Genomic DNA, 15,642 nt, shown 5'->3' with positions numbered 1-15,642 from the left:
CAGAGGGAACCGCTGTTCCCTCTCCTACGTAGTAGGAGGGAGAGCTTTCTCCAACTGGATTCACCCGGAAAAGTGAGCCGCCACAAGGGTTTGCGTCAGTTGGCAAGTTGGCAAGCTTGCCAACTGCCAACTGAGCTTGGATCCCGGCAAAGCCTTGTCCTGCAAGGGTTTGCAGTTGGAAGGAATTTGCCAACTGGCGGCAGTTGGCAGCTTGGTGGGCACAGTCGGCAACGGCTCTGCCAACTGCGAAACGAGCATTCATCATGGGGCCTCCGGATCGTTCAGTTCATCGTGATAGACCCACACTTCCGGGTTCTCGACGGGCATCGCCGCCCCGGAGTGCGGGCACTTGTAGTGGGTGGGGAGCACCGCGTGCTCACGCATCGGCAACTCGCCGGTGGCGGGGTCGGGATCGCCGCCGGGTGCGCGCAGGACCATGCCCTCGACGCACAGGTAGCCGAACTTGGTGCGACCGCTCGATGGCAGGCCATAGTCCACCGCGTTGCGGAAATACTTGATGTATCCCTGGGTGGACAGCGCCGAGATCCGCTCGCGGATGGTGCGTTCGCCGCCGAGCCCTGCCTTGCCCTCAAAGGACTCAGCGAACTGATTGGCGGTGTAGCAGTGCCCGGCAGCCGCCTCGTCAAACAAGATCTGCAGGATGGCGTCCCGCTTGCGACGGCGCTCGGCATCCAGACGTTCGCCGTAGTCCTTCATGACGAGGCGGTCATTGGCATCGACCTCCCGCCACTCACCGATGATCTTGTCGACGTGCTTGATCGGAATACCGGCGCCGTTGCGCAGCTCGAAGATGAGCTGGCGTGTCGTACGGATCTCGTCGGGCCGGAACAGCAGCATGCCGGTCGAGTAATAGCCGCGCAGGCTTCCGGCACCGGCCAGGGCCTGGAACGGGTCTTCCTCGAATTGCTTCTTGCCCAGCTTCTTGGTGTGGTGAGCCAGGATCACCCCGGCGTCTGGGTTGACCGCCTGACGAATCCGGTCAACACGCTGCGAGAGAAAGAACAGCATCGCGCCGTTGTCGTTTTCGCCACCGGCGTCGCCACCATCGAACACATTGCGGATGGGATCGATGGCGATGATGTCCGGAGGCTCGCCGCCAAACGCATTCGCAATGGCTGGAATCACCTGAGCGAGGCCAGCGTCGTCCAGCACGAGGCGCAGTTGGGGCGTGGCCACGAAGTTCGTGCGGGCATCCAAAAGCCGGCTGGCCGGGATGCGCACCTCTTTGACCCGCTCACGCAGGTAGTGGTACTGCACCTCGGCCTGCAGGTAGAACACGCGCAGGGGTCGCGGTGGATGCATGCCGAGAAAGGCTGCGCCTGCAGCCATATGGGTCAGCCAGGCCAGCAGAAAATCACTCTTGCCGACCTTGGGCGCGCCGCCGAAGACCAGCATCCCTGCGGGCGTGAGCACGCGCGGAGAGATGAGATCGGGCGGCAGCGGCGAGTCGTCATCCAGCAACGCACCCAGCGTGAAGGTCGGCAGTATGGGCGACGCCGCCTTGATCACCCGTCGCTCGCCCTGCGCAATGAACTCAGAGCAGTCGAATCCTTCGGCAACAGCATCGGCAGCGTCCCACTTGTCGGGCTTGTCCGATGGTGGCACCAGGATCGCAACGGAAGCACAGCCTGCCGCGACACAAGCGCGTGCCGCATTCTCGGCGTAGTCCCAGCCTGGCGAATCACGATCCGGCCAAATCAACACCGAGCGCCGAGCCAGGGGATACCATTCGGTCTTGTCGATCGGCGCCTTCGCGCCGTTCATCGCGGTGGTCGCCGCGATGCCGCAAGCAATCAAGGCATCAGCACACTTTTCGCCCTCGACCAAGACGACCAGCGAAGACTTGGTGATCGCCGGCAGGTTGTAAAGGGGTCGCGGATCAGGCGCCCGCCACATCCGAGCGCGCACATCCCAAGGGCGGTACTCCTTGCCAGTCGGCGGGTCGTAGCGGTACACGCAGGCGATCAGATCGCCATCTGGTGTCAGGTAGTCCCACTTTGCGGTGTAAGGACCAAGCTCATCGACGGCGACGGTGCGAACGGCGTGACGCGCCACGGACGGCGCAGGTGGGGCGATACCCAACCACTGGCGGAGTTCTGTCGCCAGTCTCGAGAAGTCGTGTCGGGCGGACAGGCCCTGGGAGCGTGCCCACAGGTCGATGACATCACCTCCCTCGTCGGTGGCAAAGTCCTTCCACAGACCGCGACGGGGACCTTCGAGCTCGACAACCAGACTCTTGCCGGGCGAGCCATCGGTATCGCCGACATAGAACTTGCCGCCCCGGATGCGACCTTGCGGGAACAGGTAGTGCAAGACCGCTTCCAGCCGATCCAGCAAGCCGGCGCGCAGTGCCTCCGTGTCACTGATGAGATCCTCGCGCGGTTCGGCGGCATCGTTGAAGTCCAGCCACACGATGTTGTTGCTCATCATGTCGCCCTCCAGCAGCGGTCCTGCCACGAGCAGAACTTGCACTCGACGTGGGTCGGCGTGGTCGCGTGGCGCGGCAGCATCTCACCGGACTCGGATGCCGAGATCACCCGGACGGCCCGATCCGACATGCGCTGCGCCAGTCCACCGTCAAACGGCACCAGCTCGAACCAGACCTCCTGGGAATCTTTGTTGACGGCGGTGAACAGCGCGGGATTGCGAGAGATGCCTGGAACAGTGGCCTCCATGTAGGCCTGGTAGATCGCCATCTGCGCGGCGTAGACGGGCTTTGAACGAGCGACCCCGTGCTTGACCGTGTCGCGCCAGGACTTGTCGTTCATGGTCTTGCATTCCCACAACGACGGGCACTTGAGTTCGAGATCGCTGGGGGCGGCGTTGATCACGCCATCGACATGGCCCTGGATTCGGCCGCCCGCCACCGAGAAGCCAAACTGGCCCCCGCTGGCTTTGCGCGTGTACAGATCGAATCCCGCCAAGCGCAACCAGCGAATGGCCACGTCTTCAAGGGCATGCCCCACTTCGAAGACACGCAGGATGCGGCCAGGAATCTCACGACCAGAATCAACTGGAGCTCTCAGGTACTCGTACTGGAGCGCCCGTTCACAGGCAACACCGAGCCTCGACGCACCGAGGTAGGTGCGTGGCGCCTGGCCCTCACGATCCTTGGCAAGTGCGGCATCGATCAGGTCGCTGATCTGTTCATGGACTTTGGGTCGGTGGTTGAAATCCAGCATCAGAACGGCACCCCCTTCGGAGATGTCTGGCCCTGGCGTGCCAGGCGTTCCTCCAGGAAGGCACGGTCCTTTGCGGCCATGATCTCGTGTTCTTCGATCATCTGGTCCTGGTACGCCGTGACCACGACGTCGATCAGTGCCAGCACCTCCTCTCGGGTGTAGTCCGCCAGTGGGCGCTCCATGCCGATCGAGCCCACGTACTCACCCAGCGGCGACAAGCACGCGCGCATCGCGGCCAGCTCCATGTCACTCGGATCGATCATGCGAGCCTCCGTCTTGGTCATCAGCAAGCAGAACGCATCCTGACAACGGCGCGAACAGAACACCCACTTGTCGGAATAGCGATTCGGGTCGCTCGGCTTGAGCCGAGGGTTGAACCAGCCGTAGCCCTTGGCCTTGCGGTAGCAGATCGCGCATCTCAAGCGGCCTCCCGATGGCCGTCGTTGGCCGAGACGACCAGCCGCTGAATCGACGACTTGTTGAACTGGAAGGCCAACAAGGCCGACGCCTGGTAGCGGGTCATGCCGAAGTCCGCACGCATCTGCTCAGGGATGTAGCGCAACTGCTTGTCGGTGGGCGGCTCGTTGAGCCAGCGCCGGGTCTTGTAGGCGGAGTCGGCGGACTCGTGGTCGTTGAGCCAGTCGTCGGCCTTGGCCATGCAGACCGTACGCTCGCCGACGGCCAGCAGCTGCGGCCGCAAATCCTTCCCGCCACCGATGGCGTGCCAGCGGCCATTGAGAAAGAAGATGCCGCCCCAAGCACTGAAGCCGGTCGCCATCAGTGCGTCGTCATGCCCGAACAGGTCGCACCAGCGGAAGTTGGAGCGCTTGAGCAGATCGATCTCGCTCATGACGAAGTCCGCCAGCACGCCCAGTTCCTGCGGCTCCCGCTCCCACACATGCCCACACAGCGGGCACTCCATGCAGGCCAGCGAAACGATGGCGCCGCAGTCTGGGCAGTCCTTGGTTGGCGCCTCACCTTCGCCCAGATGCCCGTCGAGGTTGATTTCCTGTTCGATCGACCCGTGCATCAGGCTGGCTGTGCCGAAGTCCAGCACGATGCACTCGGTCTTGATCACGCCCGGAAACTCCTCAGGGTCGACGGTCCGCAAACCACGACCGACCATCTGGATGAAGGTGGACTTGTAGGAGCTGGGTCGCAGCAGAACGACGCAGCTGGTGGGCGTGTAGTCGTAGCCTTCGGTGAGCACCGCCACGTTGACCACAATCTGGGCACGCCCAGTCTCGTAATCCGCGAGGCGCGCTTTGCGATCCGCATCGGACAGCTCGCCGTGGACGAGCACGGCGTGTACGCCTGCTTCGACAAACGCATCGCAGACGTTTTGCGCATGCGCGACCGTCGAGCAGAAGACGATGGTCTTGCGCGACGACGCGTTCGCCTTCCAGTGCTTGATCACCGCTTCCGTGATCAGCCGCTTGTCGAGAATGGATGCGACCTCATCCATGTCGAAGTCCATCGCGGTGCGACGGACATGGCGAAGTGCGTCCTGCACACCGACGTCGATCACGAAGGTGCGCGGCGGCACAAGGTGCCCGGCCGCGATCATCTCGCCCAGCGTGATTTGATCTGCGACGTTTGAGAAGACCTCGCGCAGGCCCTTGCCGTCACCGCGATTCGGCGTGGCAGTCAGACCGCAGATGCCAGCTCGAGGATTGCGGGCCAGCACCGAGTCAATGACTGCCCGGTAGGTCGGTGACGACGCATGGTGCGCCTCGTCGATCACGAGCAGATCCAAAGTGGGCATCTGGTCGAGATGGGCCTGACGCGACAGGGTCTGCACCATCGCGAACGTCGCCTGACCGCGCCAGGACTTCTCGTTGGCATCGAACACGGACGTGCTCATGCCAGGATTCACCCGCACAAACTTATCCCGGTTCTGGCCGGTCAGTTCAGTGCGGTGCGCAAGGATGCAGGCTTTCGCATCGGGCTCGGCCAACACCCTGCCAGTCACAGCCGACAGCATGATGGTCTTGCCTGACCCGGTGGGTGCAACAGCCAGTGTGTTCCCATGTTCGCCGAGCGCCGCAAGGGTGCGCTCCACCAGGAGGGATTGACGGGGACGGAGCATCATGATCGTGGTCCTCCGTCACTGCGCCCAACTGGGACGGCCCGGATTGGGTGCCCGACCGGTGGCCTGCGCATAGGCGTTGGGCGCGCTGGGCGTTTGGGCAGCGGGTGCCGGCTGGCGCGCGCCGCCCATCAGCGCCGCGTATTCCTTGTGATCCGGCGTGATGGCCGCCTTGATGACGCTCTTGTCCTGGCCGTTTTGGTCCTTCTCCCAGTCGACCTTGCCCATGAACTCGATGCCATCGAGATCTGCGAATCCGCCAATGCGGCGCGCGTTCTGCGCGGCAGGACTGTTGTCGCCGGGATGAACCCCACGCGCGGAGTTGAGGATCGCCTTGATGAAGGTGCGACCCATGTTGGCCCACTCCGGCCCCTTGGCGCTGTACAAGCCGATCAACGACCACATCTTGCGACGGGCGAACTCACCCTCCATCACGACGAACTCGCAGTTCAGGTAGACCGAGCCGGTGTTGTCGTTACGGGTGGCGTAGCCGCCAGTCCATCCTTGGGACGCGTCATCGAAGCCACCCGGGCGGATGGTCATGCGGACGCGGACCAACGTGCCCTTGGGGATCAGGTCATAGGACGTCTGTTCGGATGCGGAATTGAAATCGAAGTAGGTCATGATCATGACTCCTGAGTCGAAGTGGATTCGGGGGTGGAAGCGGGACTGGGACGAGCGAAATCGAGTCGCTCGATGGCGGGCTTGGCCGGGCCGGCGATCTTTTCCATGAGGCGGCCGAGATGGGGCTCCTCGATGGCATCAAGCCGACCGGAACGGTCCTTCGCCGGGTAGTTCCATGGGTTCAGCGTGTGGCAGACGAATGCCCTGTACCCACTGCCGTCGTCGGCCTTGAGTTCGGCCAAGGTCACGACCTCGTCGACGATCCCGGGCAACTCGAGCCCGGTCTTGGATCCGTCGATCTGCAGTGAGAAGACCCGGCGGTTGAAGTCGTCCAGGGCCTCATTCAGGATGCCGACGAACCACACGTTCTTGCGGCGCGTGTGTTGCAAGTGCGTGAGCCAGCCGATCATTTCCTGGCCCATCAGCCCGTAGGCGCCACGGCTGTCGGGCTTGCCGGTCTTCTCCGAGTAGGCTTGCGGCTGCCCCTTGCACCATTGCAGGCACAGACGTCCAGCCACGGTGATCGAGTCGACGAAGACGGTCTCGTACTTGTCCAGGACCGATGGATCGCCAAAGCGCGCGCGCACGGCATCGAAGTGGGCCTGGCTGTAGGGCTGGTCTTCGCGCAGTGCCGGGTTCGGGCCACCGATGAAGACCGCGAAGTCACGGCACTCCTGCCAAGTGCGGGGCCGGATCGTGTCGCCTGCCCAACCTTCGACCGCGAGATCGCCAGCCTCAAGGTCGAAGAACAGCGTGGCCGTGGGCTTCAGCGTCCAGAGTTGCGAGGTCTTGCCGATGCCGCTCTTGCCAACGAGCACGCCCTTTACCCCACGGCGCTCGGCGAAGCGTTGGTCGGCGGTGATGATGGGCAGGCTCATTTCTGGCCCCCTTCACCGGCCAGATCGGCGAATGCAGCCGCCACCGTGGTGACGCCCAGAGCGCCGCGCTTGCGGGCCAGGTCGTAGAGATCGCGTAGGCCCTGCAAGCGACGGTGGTGCACGCGGGACTCGGCCTCCATGCCCAGAATCGCAAAGGCCAGGTCGTCGACGGTCGCGTCCTCCAGCGGGCGGACCACTTCATCGGCTCGATTGCCATCGAGCGCTGGGATGCGAATCGTCTCCGGCAGATCCCGCAGGTACATCTCGGACTTTTTGCGCAGCAGCTCGATCAACGTGGATTTGGTTTGCATGGTGATCACTCCTGTATCAGTGCAAGGCGGAACCCGGGCTTGCCGGTCTTGAGCGTTCGCGCCGGGGCAAACGCGCTCTTCAGCGTCTCGGGCCACGCGTTGAACTTGGCCTCGGAGATGCGGTAGCTGATCTCGACGTACTCGGTGGGGTCTTCGCCGTTGGCGGCGATGCGGCGGGTGATGTCGTTCAGCTTGGCCTGGTCCCACTCGACCTTCTTGGGCAGGTCGGCCGTGACACGGACCTGGCCGTCGTCGAAGTGCACGACGCCGGTGTCCTTGCCGGCCGCCAGACGCAGTTGGTGAGCACGCTGGGCGTACCGCAGATCCAGAGCGCGGTCGACGTGCTCGACGATGGCCTTGGCGGCTGCCAGCAGATCGGCTGCATCGTTCTTCAGTTGGAAGATCGACTCGCTGGACCGCTGCGCAAGTTCGCCGGCTGGTGTGGCCAGCACTTGATCGGGGGTGAGGTGGCTCATGCCGCACCTCCCGCATCGACCCGCTCGGACGTGCTCTTGCGCAGGCTGTCGGACTCGAAGGCCTCGACGTCCTCAAGGCGGTAGAGAACGCGCCCCTGCAGCTTCAGAAAGACCGGACCGATTCCTTCGGACCGCCAGCGTTCCAGAGTGGCTTCGCTGACGTCCCAACGGTCCGCCAGTTGGCGTTGGTTGAGGTGTTTGACACTCACGTTTTTCTCCTTTCGGGTAGTTGCGAAAACGTGAGGTCATCTTCAAATCCGGCGTGTACGGGCGTCCGCCACCGCCATGTACGGGCTGATGTGCGGGCTCAGCTACAGCGCGAGATAGCGAGCCGCAGAGAGCAAAAAACCGCCCGAAGGCGGTTGTGCGTGGTGCGTCCGACTGATGCTGGTCAGTCCAGATTGAATCCGTACTTGCCGTTGCCATCGCCAGCGATGTAGTCCTCCCAGATCAGGTTGCCGCTGAAGATGTTTTGGATGCGCTGGCTACGTCCGGATTTCTTCGGCCCGTACACGGCATCCAGAATTTCACGGGCGGGTACCCAGTGCCGCCCGTTTTCGAACTGCTCGAACAGATGGCTGACCACGGCGATTTGCCTCGCGCCCTTGATTGGCCAGGGCTTGTCGGACTTGGTGGCGATGACCAGCGTGTTGGAGTACCTGTCGAAGCGGACCGGCAGAGACTTCTCCACCTTGGTACCGGCCGGCGCCAGCAGCAGCCGGTGGATCAGGTCAATGTCGACGTACGGCTTGATGGCATGATCGACCAGTGCGCTCGCGATTGGGACAATGCGGTAGGCACGGGGCGGCATAACGATGGCGGGGAGATCCTGGCCGGTGGTGAAGATCAACCCCTGATCAGGAAGCGGCGGAGCACGGAAATGCTCGAAGACTTTTTCGGTCGATGACGAGAGTCCCCGGACGACCCAAGCGTCGACCTGCGCGTGGGCAATGCGCATCTTGCCGAGGCGCCACAGGACACCATCGATCGTCGGCGCCGTGATGCCGCTTCGTTGCGCCTGGGGAACGCCGAGCAGGTCTGCCAAGTACGTGAGCAGCTTCACTGCATCGACCGCGTGGACGGCGACCAGATCAGCAGAGACATACTTGGTGCGGAATGTCTCGGGGCAACGGTAGCGATACCGACCCGGGTCATCGTCTTCCTCGATGTCGACCGGGACACGATCATCGCCAAGGGGTGCCGGATAGCTGCCTGCATAGCCGATACGTTCGGTCCACGCCGCCAGGTCGCTGTCGGACAGCGCCCCACAGCGCCACAGATCCCAGCCGGGCACGCCGCGCAGGCGCTGACCGTCGCCATTGGCAACGGCGTGGATCGATCGTTCGAAGAGATCGATCAGCTCAAGCAGCGAACGCGTCGACAGGATCTTCTCCGACACCATCAATCTCCTTCACCAATTGCCACTTGGCCAGCAGGCGGTCGCACAGGGCGCGGTCCTTTTCGCGCTTGGTCTTGATGTTGCACTTGTTGTCATCCCGCAGGATCACGGCGATCGTGCGTGCACGTTCCTTGCCGACCTTCTTGATGCGGATCGACAGTTTCGCGTAGTTGATGTGGTGGTTGCGGAAATCGAACGACAAGGAGATCAGGGAGCGTGCTGCGGTGTAGATGTCGTCGACGTCCTTGGCCGAGACCTTCACCTGCAAGGATCGGTGGTTCACCGTCGTGTAGCCGAGTTCGATCACCTTGACCGATGCCACGTCCTCACCGCTCAGATCAAAGCTGCGGGGCGCAGCGAGGCTCTGGTAGTCGTACTGCTTGAGCGGGATCTTGTCGCCGGTGATGGGCGACTTCAGCAGCGAGTCCGCCACGATGCGCGCCAGCGCCTCGCGGCCGTCGGTGTCTTTCGACAAGACCTCCAGGTGGCCATTGGCGGGCTCGTAGGTGATGTGCGACGAAACAGCCCGGATCACCTCCTGCGGCACCAGTTCGCTGGCCTGTACACGATCAATGATCTCGGGCGGGCGGTTGTGATGGACGCTGACTTGGTACAGATCGACCTCTTCGCCGGTGAGGGTGTCGGGACGCAGCCGCTTGAAGACCTGAACCGCAACCGTATCCGCTGCACAGCCAAGCTGCTGGGCGACTGCCAGGTGGAAGGCCAGCCGAGCTGCCGCGTCATCCAGGACCGTCAGATCCTTGGGCGCGACATAGCCCGAATAGCAGGACGCGCTCTGACGGAAGACATCCGCCTGGCGGGCGTTCAACGCCTCCTCGAAGAGTGCGGGCGCATTGAGGTACAGCCACAGCGCACGTTCGTACTGGTTCGGGATGGCTGCAAACGCGGCCTTGGCATCGTCGCCGACGATGTCCTGACTGATGCCATCGATGACGTCCTGCCCGGCGCCGTCCGAGAGCAGCACGATGCGCTCCGCCACTTCCTCGATCTCCCGCCGCGCGCTCACATCCAAGGCCGACAGAACTTGCTCCATGACAGCGCGCTGCTCTTGCTTGCCCTGCTTCTTGTCCAGATCCGGCATCGCCAGACTGAACTCCACCACCATGAATTCACGGAACACCGCTGGCGGCAGGTGGCCAAGCAGCTTGGACAGGTTCTCGGCATCGTTCATTGACATTCCCCTTCGCAAGGTGTTGATCGGGTTGGCACCAGCCCGAGCCGCCCCGCATTGTTCTCGGGGGGTGCAGACCGTTTTCGTTCGGCGCACCGAACGCTGCGAATTATTTCTGGCCGGATAGGGGTTTGTCAAGCAGATACGTTTTCGTTCGGTAGGATGGTATTATTTTCGGCTTGGAGCAGACCACTTAGGAGCAATCGGTGCCATCCCCCCTGGGCGACAAAATCCGCGCTCTGCGGAAGCAGAAGAAGCTCAGCCTTGAACAACTGGCGGAGCTGACCGATTCCAGCAAGAGCTACATCTGGGAGCTGGAGAACAAGGACGACCCGAAACCGTCGGCCGACAAGATCGGCAAGATTGCGTCGGTGCTCGAAGTCACGACCGAGTTTCTGCTCACCGAATCGACAGCATCCCCTGGCGAAGAGGTCATCGACGAGGCCTTCTTCCGCAAGTACAAGAGCATGCCGGACGACACCAAGAAGCGGCTGCGCAAGATCCTCGACGCATGGGATGACGACGAGTGACCGAACGCAAGCAACCGATGGCGCAGGCCAACCGCATCTCGTCCATGCTCAACATGGTGCTGGGATCGAACCGCTTTCCGGTCAAGGTCGATGAGGTCGCGCTGGAGTATTCTCGGCAGTGCTTTGCCGACTCGCCCGTGGACAAGGTTCAGGGCGAGGATTTGGATGGCTTGGAGGGCCTGCTCGCCGCCAACAAGGCCCGGTCGAAGTGGTTGATCGTCTACAACAGCGCGGTCCGGTCCGAGGGTCGCAAGCGCTTCACGATTGCGCACGAGTTCGGTCACTACATCCTGCACCGCCACGACCAGGATCGGTTCGAGTGCGGTGACGACGACATCGAGACGGGTGACGGCAACGAGCGGGACATCGAAACCGAGGCTGACAAGTTCGCGTCGACGTTGCTGATGCCACTGGACGATTTCCGGAAACAAGTCGATGGCCAACCCGTCAGCTTCGAGTTGCTGGGTCACTGCGCCGAACGCTATGGCGTATCGCTGACGGCCGCCGCACTGCGGTGGACGGAGATCGCCGAGAAGCGCGCCGTCCTCGTGGCAAGCCGTGACGACCATCTCCTTTGGTCAAAGTCGAACCAGGCCGCATTCAAGTCCGGCGCCTACTTCGCGACGCGCAAGAACACCATCGAACTGCCGCAGGACGCTTTGGCGCACAGCAACAACCTCTTGGATGTGAGTGCTCAGACCCAATCGACGCGTGCGCAGACTTGGTTTCCGCGCGAGCCAGCGTCCATGCCTCTGACCGAAATGACCAGGGTCGCGGGCCAATACGACTACTCGCTGACGCTGCTGTTGATGCCGGACGCTGAGTGGCAGCGGCTACAGCATGACGATGGCGAGCCCGAGGAGGACACCTTCGATCGGTTCATCCGAAACGGCCAGCACCCCGTTCGGTAGTTCATGGACGATCAATCATGACCACGCACAAGTGGCAATTCAGCGCCCGCTTCCGCCGTCACGCCTTCGGCTGGCGATCAGACACGCCGATCCAGCGCATCAAGGAAGCGCTCGCTGAAATCAAGGCAGTCGCACGCAAGGAGCCGGTGCTCGCCGCCGAGGGCGCTGTGACTTTGCTGGAGAAGTTGTCGCCAGCGCTGGAGCAGGTCGACAGCTCTTCCGGAGCCCTGGGCACCGCAGTGAACCGGGCCATCGACACCCTGGTGCCCATCATCGCCAAGGCGGATGTCGATCCGCGCGTTCGACAGCGTTGGCTTGAACGCCTGTGGCAGGCCTTGCAAGACGACGACATCCCCTACATCGAATCCCTCGGAGAGCATTGGGGCGAGCTGTGCGTCACGCCGGAACTGGCGATGGTGTGGGTCGATGAATTCCTGCCTCTTGTCGAACACGTCTGGAGCTCCCGATCCACCGGCCACGGGTTCTTCAAGGGGACCAGCGCATGCCTTGCATCGCTGTATGCCGCTGGCCGCCACGATCAACTGCTCGCGCTGCTGGAGCGGGCGCCATTCAAGTGGTGGCATGACCGCCAGTGGGGCGTCAAAGCACTTGCGGCGATGGGCAAGAAGGCTGAGGCCGTACGTTATGCCGAGCAATCGCGCGGTCTGAACGACCCCGGCTGGCTGATCGCCGAGGCCTGCGAGGCCATCCTGCTGTCGTCGGGCTTGGCCGAAGATGCTTACCGCCGCTACGCGATCGAAGCCAACCAGGGCACGACCAACTTGGCGACATTTCGTGCCATCGCCAAGAAGTATCCGAATACGCCGCCAGAGCAGATCCTGCGCGACTTGGTTGCCAGTACCCCCGGCGCTGAAGGCAAATGGTTCGCGGCTGCGAAAGATGCCGGACTGTTCAACGTCGCCATCGACCTGGCGACCACCAGCCCAACCGATCCACGCACGCTGGCCCGCGCGGCCAGAGACTTTGCCGAGAGCCAGCCTGAGTTTGCGGTCGCTGCCGGCCTCGCTTCACTGCGTTGGATCTCACTCGGCCACGGCTACGACATCACCGGCGCCGATGTGCTTGACGCCTATTCGGGCGTGATGCAAGCGGCATCAAAGGCGGGCGTGGATGCCCACCAGATCAAGACTCGGATCAGGGATCTGCTGGCCTCAACGCCCACCGGCAACCAGCTCATGAAGGCCGTCCTGGCCCATCACCTGACGACCTGATTGGGTCGCGTTTTCGCAGGAGCCAGCGCCAGCACGCAGGCGCTCGAAACTCCCTCATGGTGTCGGTGAGGGTTCATCCGGAGAATTTCGCTATTCAAGCGAGTTTGATGGACAGGACCGATACCGATGCATGAAATCAATCAAGTACCCCCCGACCGGATGTCCCCCGAGCAGCGTCGGCGCGAGATCGCGTCGTTGCTCGCAAATGGACTCGTCCGCCTTCGCAGCGCCGACTCTCGCCCGTCCGCAAGACGGGCTTCGGAGAGCGAGTTTGAGCTTGGCTTTTCCCGCCACCAGCGCGTTCATTCAGACCCCGCCAACAACGCAGAAACGGAGTCCTGATGAGCACGCCCGCCAAGATCAACACCGACAAGTTCTCTGCGCCACCATCGGTGGCCTCACAGATTGCGCGATTGCCCGAGCTACCCATGCCGGAAATCAAAGCGCTCTGGCAGAGGCTCTTCGGTGACGACACGCCCACCCACAACCGCCAATTTCTGGAGCGGCGCATTGCCTACCGCCTGCAAGAGGTGGAGTTTCGCAAGGTCGACGCCAACCTGCTAGAGCGCAACAAACGCCGCATCGCATCCTTGGTCGAGACCGGCAAGGTGAAGAAGCGCGACCGTGACTACCGGCCAGCAGCAGGCACTGTGCTCACCCGCGAGTACCAGGGTGTCGAGCACCGCGTCATCGTGACCCAGGATGGCCAGTACGACTTCCAGGGCCGGATGTACCCGAGTCTGTCGATGATCGCCCGCGAGATCACCGGCACGCGGTGGTCAGGGCCTCTGTTCTTCGGGCTCAAAGCACCAGCCACTCCCAAGACAGCGGCGAAGAAGGGAGCCCGGCGATGAGCGAAATTCTGAAGCGCCGCATGCGCTGCGCGGTCTACACGCGCAAGTCCACCGACGAAGGGCTGGACCAGGAATACAACTCGATCGACGCCCAGCGCGATGCGGGGCATGCCTACATCGCCAGCCAGCGCGCCGAGGGTTGGATTCCGGTCGGAGACGACTACGACGACCCGGCCTTCTCGGGCGGCAACATGGAACGCCCAGCGCTGCGACGTTTGATGGCCGACATCGAGGCCGGCAAGATCGATGTGGTCGTCATCTACAAGATCGACCGCCTGACGCGCAGCCTCGCGGACTTCTCCAAGATGGTCGAGGTGTTCGAGCGCTATGGCGTGTCGTTCGTGTCGGTCACCCAGCAATTCAACACCACCACGTCGATGGGGCGGCTGATGTTGAACATCCTGCTGTCCTTCGCACAGTTCGAGCGCGAGGTCACCGGCGAGCGCATCCGCGACAAGATCGCCGCCAGTAAGCGCAAGGGCATGTGGATGGGCGGCGTGCCTCCCCTCGGTTACGACGTCGAGAACCGCCGACTGGTGCCCAACGAACGCGAGGCCAAGCTCATCCGGCACATCTTCCAGCGCTTCGTTGAACTGGGCTCCAGCACGATGCTGTTCAAGGAGCTGAAGCTCGACGGCGTGACGTCCAAGGCGTGGACCACGCAGGACGGCAAGACCCGAGACGGCAAGCCGATCGACAAGGGGCTGATCTACAAGCTGCTCAACAACCGGACCTACCTCGGTGAACTGCGCCACAAGGAGCAGTGGTACCAGGCCGAGCATCCACCGATCATCGACCGAGAGTTGTGGGACAAGGTGCACGCCATCCTCGCCACCAACGGTCGGGTTCGCGGCAACGCCACCCGGGCGACGGTGCCGTACCTGCTCAAGGGCATCGTGTTCGGCAACGACGGTCGCGCCTTGTCGCCGTTTCACACCACCAAGAAGAACGGTCGCCGCTACCGCTACTACGTGCCGCAGCGCGAGAACAAGGAGCACGCGGGCGCGTCTGGGCTGCCACGGCTGCCGGCTGCAGAGCTTGAGTCCGCCGTGCTGGACCAACTGCGCGCAGTCCTGCGATCGCCGGATCTCCTGGGTGAGGTCCTGCCACGCGCGATCGAGCTCGACCCCAGCCTCGACGAGGCCAAGGTCACCGTCGCCATGACGCGGCTCGACACCATATGGGACCAGCTCTTTCCAACCGAGCAGACGCGCATCGTCAAGCTGCTGGTCGAGAAGGTGATCGTGTCGCCCAACGACCTGGAGGTTCGACTGCGCGCCAACGGCATCGAGCGCCTGGTGCTGGAACTGCAGCCTGCGGGCGCGACCCACCCCGAGGAGGCATTGGCATGAGCGAGATCCGCATCCAGAGGACGGGCGAGCCCGACGTCATCGAGGCCAGCGATGGGCGGCTGACCTTGTCGGTGCCGATCCAGATCAAGCGGCGCAGCGGGCGCAAGCTGGTTACGTTGCCGAACGGCGAAACTGCCAAGACCAGACCGTGGGATACGGCGGCCACGCCGCTGCAATTGGCGCTGGCCAGAGGTCACCGCTGGCTGGCCATGCTGGAGTCGGGCGAGGTCAAGTCGCTCAAGGAGATTGCCACCCTGGAGGGGGTCGACAACAGTTACGTCAGCCGGATGGTCAACTTGACCACGTTGGCGCCGGACATCGTTGCCGCCATCCTCGATGACGCCATGCCGAACCACGTCACGCTGTTTGATCTGGCGGTCAATCCGCCGGCGCTGTGGGAACAGCAAGGAGAGCGGCTCAGAGCCGTTGAATGACTGGTAGACCCTGAGCTGCCCCTTGCGGCCTTGAGCTCAACGACAGCTGTGCTGCGGGAGCGGCCGGTGACCGCCTCGCCCTTGTACTCGCTCTCTCGGTCACATAGCCGTCATCGGTGGTGATATTGGTCCCGAGTATCCCCAATACCTTGAGCAG

The 15,642-nt window shown here is 63.0% G+C and carries 17 protein-coding genes; 6 read left to right on the top strand and 11 right to left on the bottom strand.

Features of this window, described 5'->3' with window-relative positions; genetic code table 11:
- Nucleotides 1-261: 261 nt before the first annotated feature.
- From THI_RS08860 to THI_RS08810, 11 genes are all read right to left on the bottom strand, one after another.
- Nucleotides 262-2,448 (bottom strand): AAA family ATPase, encoded by a 2,187-nt coding sequence (locus tag THI_RS08860; RefSeq protein WP_013105917.1) that lies wholly within the window; start codon nucleotides 2,446-2,448, stop codon nucleotides 262-264.
- Nucleotides 2,448-3,203, bottom strand: a complete 756-nt coding sequence (locus THI_RS08855; RefSeq protein ID WP_013105916.1) for a hypothetical protein — start codon at nucleotides 3,201-3,203, stop codon at nucleotides 2,448-2,450. Before THI_RS08855 ends, THI_RS08860 begins: the two co-directional genes overlap by 1 nt.
- Nucleotides 3,203-3,625, bottom strand: a complete 423-nt coding sequence (locus THI_RS08850; protein WP_013105915.1) for a DUF6511 domain-containing protein — start codon at nucleotides 3,623-3,625, stop codon at nucleotides 3,203-3,205. The genes THI_RS08855 and THI_RS08850 overlap by 1 nt, the downstream gene beginning before the upstream one ends.
- Nucleotides 3,622-5,295, bottom strand: coding sequence for a DEAD/DEAH box helicase (locus THI_RS08845; RefSeq protein WP_013105914.1), 1,674 nt, complete (start codon nucleotides 5,293-5,295; stop codon nucleotides 3,622-3,624). Before THI_RS08845 ends, THI_RS08850 begins: the two co-directional genes overlap by 4 nt.
- A 15-nt stretch (nucleotides 5,296-5,310) precedes the next feature.
- The gene (locus tag THI_RS08840) at nucleotides 5,311-5,916 is read right to left on the bottom strand and encodes a hypothetical protein (protein WP_079668485.1); all 606 of its coding nucleotides are present in this window, start codon (nucleotides 5,914-5,916) and stop codon (nucleotides 5,311-5,313) included.
- A 2-nt stretch (nucleotides 5,917-5,918) separates the two neighbouring features.
- Nucleotides 5,919-6,794 (bottom strand): ATP-binding protein, encoded by an 876-nt coding sequence (locus THI_RS08835; RefSeq protein WP_013105912.1) that lies wholly within the window; start codon nucleotides 6,792-6,794, stop codon nucleotides 5,919-5,921.
- On the bottom strand, nucleotides 6,791-7,105 hold the full coding sequence (locus tag THI_RS08830) for a hypothetical protein (RefSeq protein WP_013105911.1): 315 nt from the start codon (nucleotides 7,103-7,105) through the stop codon (nucleotides 6,791-6,793). Before THI_RS08830 ends, THI_RS08835 begins: the two co-directional genes overlap by 4 nt.
- 5 nt (nucleotides 7,106-7,110) lie before the next feature.
- Nucleotides 7,111-7,581, bottom strand: coding sequence for a hypothetical protein (locus THI_RS08825; RefSeq protein ID WP_013105910.1), 471 nt, complete (start codon nucleotides 7,579-7,581; stop codon nucleotides 7,111-7,113).
- On the bottom strand, nucleotides 7,578-7,790 hold the full coding sequence (locus THI_RS08820; protein WP_013105909.1) for a helix-turn-helix domain-containing protein: 213 nt from the start codon (nucleotides 7,788-7,790) through the stop codon (nucleotides 7,578-7,580). Before THI_RS08820 ends, THI_RS08825 begins: the two co-directional genes overlap by 4 nt.
- A gap of 182 nt (nucleotides 7,791-7,972) precedes the next feature.
- Nucleotides 7,973-8,983 (bottom strand): hypothetical protein, encoded by a 1,011-nt coding sequence (locus tag THI_RS08815; protein ID WP_013105908.1) that lies wholly within the window; start codon nucleotides 8,981-8,983, stop codon nucleotides 7,973-7,975.
- A complete protein-coding gene (locus THI_RS08810; protein WP_013105907.1) occupies nucleotides 8,943-10,172 on the bottom strand; it encodes a hypothetical protein in 1,230 nt (409 codons plus the stop codon). Before THI_RS08810 ends, THI_RS08815 begins: the two co-directional genes overlap by 41 nt.
- A 206-nt stretch (nucleotides 10,173-10,378) precedes the next feature.
- On the opposite strand from THI_RS08810, the gene THI_RS08805 reads away from it, so the two are divergent.
- From THI_RS08805 to THI_RS08780, 6 genes are all read left to right on the top strand, one after another.
- Nucleotides 10,379-10,702 (top strand): helix-turn-helix domain-containing protein, encoded by a 324-nt coding sequence (locus THI_RS08805; protein ID WP_013105906.1) that lies wholly within the window; start codon nucleotides 10,379-10,381, stop codon nucleotides 10,700-10,702.
- On the top strand, nucleotides 10,699-11,613 hold the full coding sequence (locus THI_RS08800; protein WP_013105905.1) for an ImmA/IrrE family metallo-endopeptidase: 915 nt from the start codon (nucleotides 10,699-10,701) through the stop codon (nucleotides 11,611-11,613). The genes THI_RS08805 and THI_RS08800 overlap by 4 nt, the downstream gene beginning before the upstream one ends.
- Before the next feature lie 17 nt (nucleotides 11,614-11,630).
- Nucleotides 11,631-12,845: a hypothetical protein gene (locus THI_RS08795; protein ID WP_013105904.1), complete on the top strand. Its 1,215-nt coding sequence runs from the start codon at nucleotides 11,631-11,633 to the stop codon at nucleotides 12,843-12,845.
- Between the two features lie 341 nt (nucleotides 12,846-13,186).
- On the top strand, nucleotides 13,187-13,699 hold the full coding sequence (locus THI_RS08790; protein WP_013105902.1) for a DUF2924 domain-containing protein: 513 nt from the start codon (nucleotides 13,187-13,189) through the stop codon (nucleotides 13,697-13,699).
- On the top strand, nucleotides 13,696-15,051 hold the full coding sequence (locus THI_RS08785; RefSeq protein ID WP_013105901.1) for a recombinase family protein: 1,356 nt from the start codon (nucleotides 13,696-13,698) through the stop codon (nucleotides 15,049-15,051). The genes THI_RS08790 and THI_RS08785 overlap by 4 nt, the downstream gene beginning before the upstream one ends.
- Nucleotides 15,048-15,485, top strand: a complete 438-nt coding sequence (locus THI_RS08780) for a ParB/RepB/Spo0J family partition protein (RefSeq protein ID WP_013105900.1) — start codon at nucleotides 15,048-15,050, stop codon at nucleotides 15,483-15,485. Before THI_RS08785 ends, THI_RS08780 begins: the two co-directional genes overlap by 4 nt.
- Nucleotides 15,486-15,642: the final 157 nt, after the last annotated feature.

It is taken from the genome of Thiomonas arsenitoxydans (assembly GCF_000253115.1).
GTDB classification, from domain to species: Bacteria; Pseudomonadota; Gammaproteobacteria; order Burkholderiales; family Burkholderiaceae_C; genus Thiomonas; species Thiomonas arsenitoxydans.
This window is presented reverse-complemented; position numbering and strand designations above follow the sequence as displayed.